The 6,841-nt window shown below is 69.5% G+C and carries 7 protein-coding genes and 1 pseudogene; 1 reads left to right on the top strand and 7 read right to left on the bottom strand.

Features of this window, described 5'->3' with window-relative positions; translation table 11 throughout:
- From VFF46_RS05170 to VFF46_RS05140, 7 genes and pseudogenes are all read right to left on the bottom strand, one after another.
- Positions 1-569, bottom strand: a pseudogene (locus tag VFF46_RS05170) (penicillin-binding protein 2); the annotation flags it as partial.
- A 76-nt stretch (positions 570-645) separates the two neighbouring features.
- The gene (gene mreD, locus VFF46_RS05165) at positions 646-1,182 is read right to left on the bottom strand and encodes a rod shape-determining protein MreD (protein ID WP_325035860.1); all 537 of its coding nucleotides are present in this window, start codon (positions 1,180-1,182) and stop codon (positions 646-648) included.
- Between the two features lies 1 nt (position 1,183).
- Positions 1,184-2,158 carry a rod shape-determining protein MreC gene (gene mreC, locus VFF46_RS05160; protein ID WP_325035859.1) on the bottom strand — a complete coding sequence of 325 codons (975 nt, stop codon included), beginning with the start codon at positions 2,156-2,158 and terminating at the stop codon, positions 1,184-1,186.
- A gap of 12 nt (positions 2,159-2,170) precedes the next feature.
- Complete coding sequence (locus VFF46_RS05155) at positions 2,171-3,187, bottom strand: rod shape-determining protein (protein WP_167219028.1); 1,017 nt, start codon at positions 3,185-3,187, stop codon at positions 2,171-2,173.
- A 186-nt stretch (positions 3,188-3,373) separates the two neighbouring features.
- Entirely contained in the window at positions 3,374-3,784 is a 411-nt protein-coding gene (gene ndk / locus VFF46_RS05150) for a nucleoside-diphosphate kinase (RefSeq protein WP_325035858.1), read from the bottom strand.
- Between the two features lie 3 nt (positions 3,785-3,787).
- Positions 3,788-4,150, bottom strand: coding sequence for a DUF4233 domain-containing protein (locus VFF46_RS05145; protein ID WP_325035857.1), 363 nt, complete (start codon positions 4,148-4,150; stop codon positions 3,788-3,790).
- Positions 4,147-5,505 (bottom strand): folylpolyglutamate synthase/dihydrofolate synthase family protein, encoded by a 1,359-nt coding sequence (locus tag VFF46_RS05140; RefSeq protein ID WP_325035856.1) that lies wholly within the window; start codon positions 5,503-5,505, stop codon positions 4,147-4,149. The genes VFF46_RS05145 and VFF46_RS05140 overlap by 4 nt, the downstream gene beginning before the upstream one ends.
- Positions 5,506-5,578: 73 nt before the next feature.
- Between VFF46_RS05140 and VFF46_RS05135 the strand changes: the two genes are divergently transcribed.
- Positions 5,579-6,841: class I tRNA ligase family protein (locus VFF46_RS05135; RefSeq protein WP_325035855.1), on the top strand; the 1,263-nt coding region annotated here is incomplete at its 3' end.

Below are 6,841 nucleotides of genomic sequence, written 5' to 3'. Positions count from 1 at the left end.
CCGAGGATGTGCGCGGCGTTCACCTTGAACGGCTCCGGGTACGCCCGCAGGGTCTGCGAGTCGGCGGAGACCCCGGGGAAGTCCTCGCGGCGCTCCATCACCTCGATCGCGACCTGCTCGCTGACGTCCTTCGCGACCGGGATCGGCTGGTACGGCGTACCGTTCCAGCAGGCGGGCGGTTTTGACGCGCCGGGCTCACCGCACAGCATCGTGCGTGCCTTCAGGTCCTTCGGGCGCTGGCCGAGCACCTTCGCGAGCCGGGCGATCACGACGTTCTGCTGGGTCTCCGCGAGCTTCGCGAGCACGGAGCGGTCGACGGTGATCATCAGCGAGACCCGGTTGCCGACCAGCGTCCGGCCCTTCGAGTCGACGATCGTGCCGCGCGGCGCCGGGATCAGGACCTGGCGGATGTGCTGCTGGTTCGCGGCCTGGGAGTAGTCGGCGCTCGACATCACCTGCATGTACCAGAGCCGGCCGAACAGCGTGCAGAGCAACGAGAAGACCAGCACCCCGATCACGAACAACCGCAACCGAGCCTTCAAAGGCGCTTCGAACCCGTCCCAACTCATGACAACGCTCCCGCCGCCGGGAAGAGGTGGTCAGCAGAGCGGGAGGTGATGCCGAGGAAGAAGGAGTGGGGAGCACTCATGACGTGACCCGGCGGCGCTCGCGGGCTGGTTTGACGCGGCCCATGATCCACATGACCAGCGGGATCACCACGATCGCGCCGACCACGTCGTACCCGGCGGCGATGCCGAGGCGGACGCCGAACTGGCCCCAGTCGACCGACGGGTCGTGCAGCAGCGAACCGGTCGCGCTGTACAGGAAGAACGAGATCGTCGTACCGAGGACGACCGTCAGCGCGACGCCCAGCGGACCGACCGGCCCGCTCGAGGTGCGCTCCCGGCGGATCAGGCCGGCCACGTACCCCGCGACCGCCAGCGACAGCGCCCAGCGGCCGGCCGTGTGGTCGGCGGGCGGTACGACGTCCATCAGCAGACCGCCGGAGAACCCGGCGACCGCACCCCACTCCGCACCGCGGGACAGCGCGAGCGCGATCACCACGATCAGTGTCAGGTCACACGTCACGCCCGCGACCGCGATGTTCGTCAGCACGGACGTCTGCAGGGTCACGGCGATCATCAGGAACAGGGCGGCCAACCCGATGCGCAGTGCGATCACGTCAGTTCCCCTTCCCGGTCAGCGGCTGGCGCGGCGGGCGGGCCGGTGGCCCGGTCACCACGCCGACGGTGTCGATCTTCGTCGGATCGACGTACGGCTTGATGGTCGCGGTGGATCCGAGGGCGCCCTCGTTCGGCGTCACCGAGGTGACGACGCCGATCGGGACACCCGGCACGTACGGCGCGTTGTCGCTGGAGCCCCAGGTGACGATCCGGTCGCCGACCTTCGGCCGCGCCTTCGGGTCGACGAGCTTGTAGTCGAGGGTGCCGGCCACGTCGCCGCGCCCGGAGACGAATCCGAGCGCGAGCGTCGAGTTCAGCCGGCCGCCGACGGTCGAGTTGCGGTCGCCGATCAGCAGCACGGTCGCGGTCCCTTGGGTGGCCCGCACCACCCGGCCGACCAGACCGGTGCCGTTCAGCACGGTCATGTCGGTCCGCACGCCGTCCGCCGTGCCGGCGTCGATCGTGACCGTGTGACTGAACGTCTGCGCACTGCCGATCCCGATCACCCTCGCGGGGGTCATCGTGTACGCCGGAGCGAGCTTGAGCAGGCTGTCCAGCTCCTGCGCCCGGCTGCGGGCGTAGTCGGAGGTGTCCAGCTGCCTGGTCAGATCCTCGTTGGCCTTCTTCAGTTTTTCGTTCTCGGCCTTCAACCTATCCATTTCCGCGAATCGGTCGCGGAGGTTGTCCACAGGCTTCCGGGCCGAGCTCGCGGTCGACTCCAGCGGGCCGAAGACGGCGGCCGCGGCCTCCCGGACGGGCTCGAGCGGCGAACCGGCCGAGCGTCGGGCATCCAGCACGATCAGCGTGAAACAGGCCAGGATCACCAGCGCCAGCACGGACCGGCGGCGGCGCACCTCACGCGGCGTACCGGCCGAGCGCAGCGGCGTCTCGCCCGCCGACCGGAACGCGCTCCGGGTCGAGGTACTGCTCCGGGCCGACGTACTGCGGGACGGGCTGCCGAGGTCTTTGAGCATGCGGTGGATACCTCAGCGCCGGTTGTCGGTGACCAGGATGCGGTTGAGGGTCTCGATGTTGTCCACACACTTGCCGGCGCCGAGCACGACGGCGTCCAGCGGGTTCTCCGCGACGTGGATCGGGATCCCGGTCTCGTGCCGCAGCCGCTCGTCCATGCCCTTCAGCAGCGCGCCGCCGCCGGTCAGCACGATGCCCCGGTCGACGATGTCGCCGGCCAGCTCCGGCGGGGTCTTGTCCAGGGTCGCCTTGACCGCGTCCACGATCGCGGTGATCGGCTCCTCGATCGCCTGCCGCATGTCCGCCGAGGACACCTTCACGGTCCGCGGCAGGCCGGAGACCATGTCCCGGCCGCGGATCTCGCTGTCCGGTCCGTCGGTGGTCGGGAACGCGGAACCGATCGTCATCTTGATCTGCTCCGAGGTGGCCTCGCCGAGCAGCAGCGAGAACTCCTTCTTGCAGTAGTTCACGATCGCCTTGTCGATGGCGTCGCCGGCCACCCGGATCGACTGGCTGGTGACGATGCCGCCGAACGAGATGACCGCGACCTCCGTGGTCCCGCCGCCGATGTCGACCACCATGTTGCCGGTGGCGTCGCGGACCTCGAGGTTCGAGCCGAGCGCGGCGGCCATCGGCTCCTCGATGATGTACACCTTGCGGGCGCCGGCCATGTACCCGGCGTCGCGGACTGCGCGCTGCTCCACCGCGGTGATCCCGGACGGCACGCAGACCACGATCCGCGGCTTCGCGAAGTACCGCCGGCGGTGCACCCGCTGGATGAAGTACCTCAGCATCTGCTCGGCGGCGTCGAAGTCGGCGATCACGCCGTCCTTCAACGGGCGGATCGCGGTGATGTTGCCGGGTGTCCGGCCGATCATCTTCTTCGCCTCGTGCCCGAACGCGACCGCCTCCTGCGGCTCGTCCGTCCGGGTCGCGACCACGGACGGCTCGTTCAGCACGACGCCCCGGCCGCGCACGTACACCAGGGTGTTCGCCGTTCCGAGATCGACCGCCATGTCGCGGCCGAGCATGCTGTTAGCCACCGCGGCACCTCCCACTCGGTCCCCGACCAGGCTAAACGCTGACCAGCGCCGCCCGTGGACCGACACGACCCGTCCGCCCAGGCACGTATCGTATCTGTTCGGGCACCTGCAGTCGGCAACGCCCTGCGGCTACGGCAGGTCTCGAACGCGGTCGGGTCGGGCAGGACCACCGGGTCACGGCAGGTCGGGGAACCAGAGCTTGATCTCGCGGGACGCCGACTCCTCGGAGTCGGAGCCGTGCACGAGGTTCTCGCGGTTCGAGAGCGAGAGGTCGCCGCGGATCGTGCCCGGGGCGGCCTTGCGGCCGTCGGTGGCGCCGTTCAGGGCCCGGACGACCTCGATCGCCTCGTCGCCCTCGAGGACCAGCGCGACCAGCGGGCCGCTGGTGACGAAGTCCCGCAGCGGCGGGTAGAAGGCCTTGTCGACGTGCTCGGCGTAGTGCTGGTCGGCCAGCTCAGCGTCGATCGTGCGCAGGTCCATCGCGACGATCGTGAGGCCCTTGGCCTCGAACCGGCCCAGCACCTCGCCGACCAGGCCGCGGCGGACCGTGTCGGGCTTCAGCAGGACCAGGGTGCGCTGCGACATCTGTCAACTCTCTCTCGAAGTAATCGGGGCGGCTGAGCCTAACTGCTCACGCGCTCTCTTGGCTTCCTCGATCCGGCGGCCGAGGACGATGGCCGCCACCCAGAACGCGGCGAACGCGACGCCGAGGACGAACATCACCGGTACGACGAAGCCGAGGCCGACGGCGCCGACCTGAACGAGCGAGCCCAGCACGTACCCCGCCTGGAACCGGAGCAGCCCGGCCGCGAGCAACGCCAGTACGAACAGACCGAGGCAGGTCGGCACCGCCACCGCGGGACGGACGCCCGCGATCGAGATCATCACCGGCGTGACGAGCGCCAGTACGACGGACTCGAATGCGAGCACGATCGAGGCGAGCGACCTCACTTCTCGTCCTTCTGTTTGCGGACCAGCAGCGAGCGCGCCTCGCCGGCGGTGATGACCGATCCGGTGATCAGGACGCCGCCGCTGCCGAGCGCGACCGCGCCCTCCTCGGCGAGCCGGATCGCGTCGTCGATCGCGTCGATCAGGTGCGGGCGGACCAGCACCCGCTCCTCGCCGAACACCTCGGCGGCCAGCTCCCCCAGCTCTTCGGCGGGCATCGAGCGCTCGACGAAGCTGTTCCGGGTGCAGACGACCGTTTCCATGATCGGCTCGTACGCCTCCAGGACGCCGTACACGTCCTTGTCCTTCATACAGCCGAGGACGCCGATCAGCGGCTGGAACTGGAACGCCTCCGACACCGCGGTCGCGGTCGCCTCGGCGCCGTGCGGGTTGTGCGCGGCGTCCACGACGATGGTCGGGCTCTGCCGGACGACCTCCAGCCGGCCAGGGCTGGTGACCTGCTCGAAACCGGCCTGCAGCAGCTCCGTGGTGACCCGGCCCTCGGTCTCCGGGCTGGCGCCGAGCAGCGCCTCGACGGCCGCGACCGCGACCGCGGCGTTGTGCGCCTGGTACTCACTGTGCAGCGGGACGAACAGCTCGTCGTACTCCGCTCCGAGGCCCTTGATCGACACCACCTGGCCGCCGACCGCCAGGGTCCGGCTGACGATCCCGAACTCGATACCCTCGCGGGCGACCTGGGCACCGACCTCGGCGGCCTTGCGGAGCAGTACTTCGAAGACGTCGAGGCTCTGCTGGGCCATCACCGCCGTACCGCCGGGCTTGATGATGCCGGACTTCTCGCCGGCGATCGTGACCGGATCCGCGCCCAGCAGGTGCGCGTGGTCGACCGCGACCGGGGTGATCACCGAGACCGTGCCGTCCGCGACGTTGGTGGCGTCCCAGGCGCCACCGAGGCCGACCTCGATCACCGCCACGTCGACCGGGGCGTCGGCGAAAATCGCGAACGCCATCCCGACGATCGCCTCGAAGAACGTCAGCGGGTGCTCATGCTCGGCGTCCACGACGTCCAGGTACGGCGCGATCTCCTCGTACGCCTCGACGAAACGCTGCTCGCTGACCGGCTCGCCGTCCAGCGTGATCCGCTCCCGCACCGACTCCAGGTGCGGGCTGGTGAACCGGCCGGTGCGCAGGCCGGACTCGCGCAGCAGGGTGTCGATCATCCGCGCCGTCGACGTCTTGCCGTTGGTACCGGTCAGATGCACCACCGGGTACGCCTTCTGCGGGTCGCCGAGCAGCTCGACGAGCCGCCGGACGCGCTCCAGGGTGGGCTCGATCTTGTGCTCCGGCCAGCGCGCCTGGAGCCGTGCCGACACTTCGGCGAAGGAGAGGTCACTCATCAGATGGCCAAGTCTAGGAGGGCCTGTGGATAAGCGTTCGGAGCACCCCTTGACAACCACTAACATTGTGCGCATGAGCCAGACGTCCCGCGTTCCAGACAAGCCCAGCCTCGACGGCCTCGAGGAGAAGTGGGCTGCCGTATGGAAGGAGCAGCAGACCTACGCCTTCGACCGCACCGCCGAGCGTGCCGATGTGTTCTCCATCGACACGCCGCCGCCGACGGTCTCCGGGTCGCTGCACGTCGGGCACATCTTCAGCTACACCCACACCGACCTGGTCGCGCGGTACCAGCGGATGCGCGGCAAGCAGGTCTTCTACCCGATCGGCTGGGACGACAACGGCCTGCCGACCGAGCGCCGGGTGCAGAACTACTACGGCGTCAAGTGCGACCCCTCGCTGCCGTACGACCCGGACTTCACCCCGCCGGCCAAGCCGGACCCGAAGAAGCAGCTCCCGATCTCCCGGCAGAACTTCGTCGACCTGTGCGGCGAGCTCACGCACATCGACGAGCAGGCGTTCGAGGCGATGTGGCGCCGGGTCGGCCTGAGCGTCGACTGGTCGTACCTCTACACCACGATCTCGGAGGACTCCCGGCGTACGTCGCAGCGCGCCTTCCTGCGCAACTTCGCCCGCGGCGAGGCGTATCTGGCCGAGGCGCCGACGGTCTGGGACGTCACGTTCCAGACCGCGGTCGCGCAGGCCGAGATGGAGGCCCGGAAGTATCCGGGGGCCTACCACCGGATCTCGTTCCACGGCGCCGACGGGCCGATCTACATCGAGACCACGCGACCCGAGCTGCTGCCGGCCTGCGTCGCGCTGATCGCGCACCCGGACGACGAGCGCTACAAGCACCTCTTCGGTACGACGGTCCGCACGCCGCTGTTCGGCGTCGAGGTCCCGGTCCTGGCGCACGAGGCCGCCGAGATGGACAAGGGCGCGGGCATCGCGATGTGCTGCACGTTCGGCGACCAGACCGACATCCAGTGGTGGCGCGAGCTGCAACTGCCGGTCCGGACCGTCATCGGCCGCGACGGCCGGCTGCTGCGCGAGACCCCGGCGTGGCTGGAGGGCTCGGAGCTCTACGGCGAGCTCGCAGGCAAGACCGTCTTCAGCGCACGCGAGCTGATGGTCCAGAAGCTCCGCGAGAGCGGGGACCTGGACGGCGAGCCGAAGAAGACCGAGCGGATGGCGAATTTCTACGAGAACGGCGACAAGCCGCTCGAGATCGTCTCCACCCGCCAGTGGTACATCACCAACGGCGGCCGGGACGCGGGCCTCAAGCAGGAGTTCCTCGAGCGCGGCAACGAGCTCGCCTGGGTCCCCGAGCACATGCGG

The sequence above is a fragment of the Kribbella sp. genome (genome assembly GCF_035655035.1).
Classification (GTDB): domain Bacteria; phylum Actinomycetota; class Actinomycetes; order Propionibacteriales; family Kribbellaceae; genus Kribbella.
Note: the sequence above shows the minus strand (reverse complement) of the source record. Positions and strands in the feature narration are given on the sequence as shown.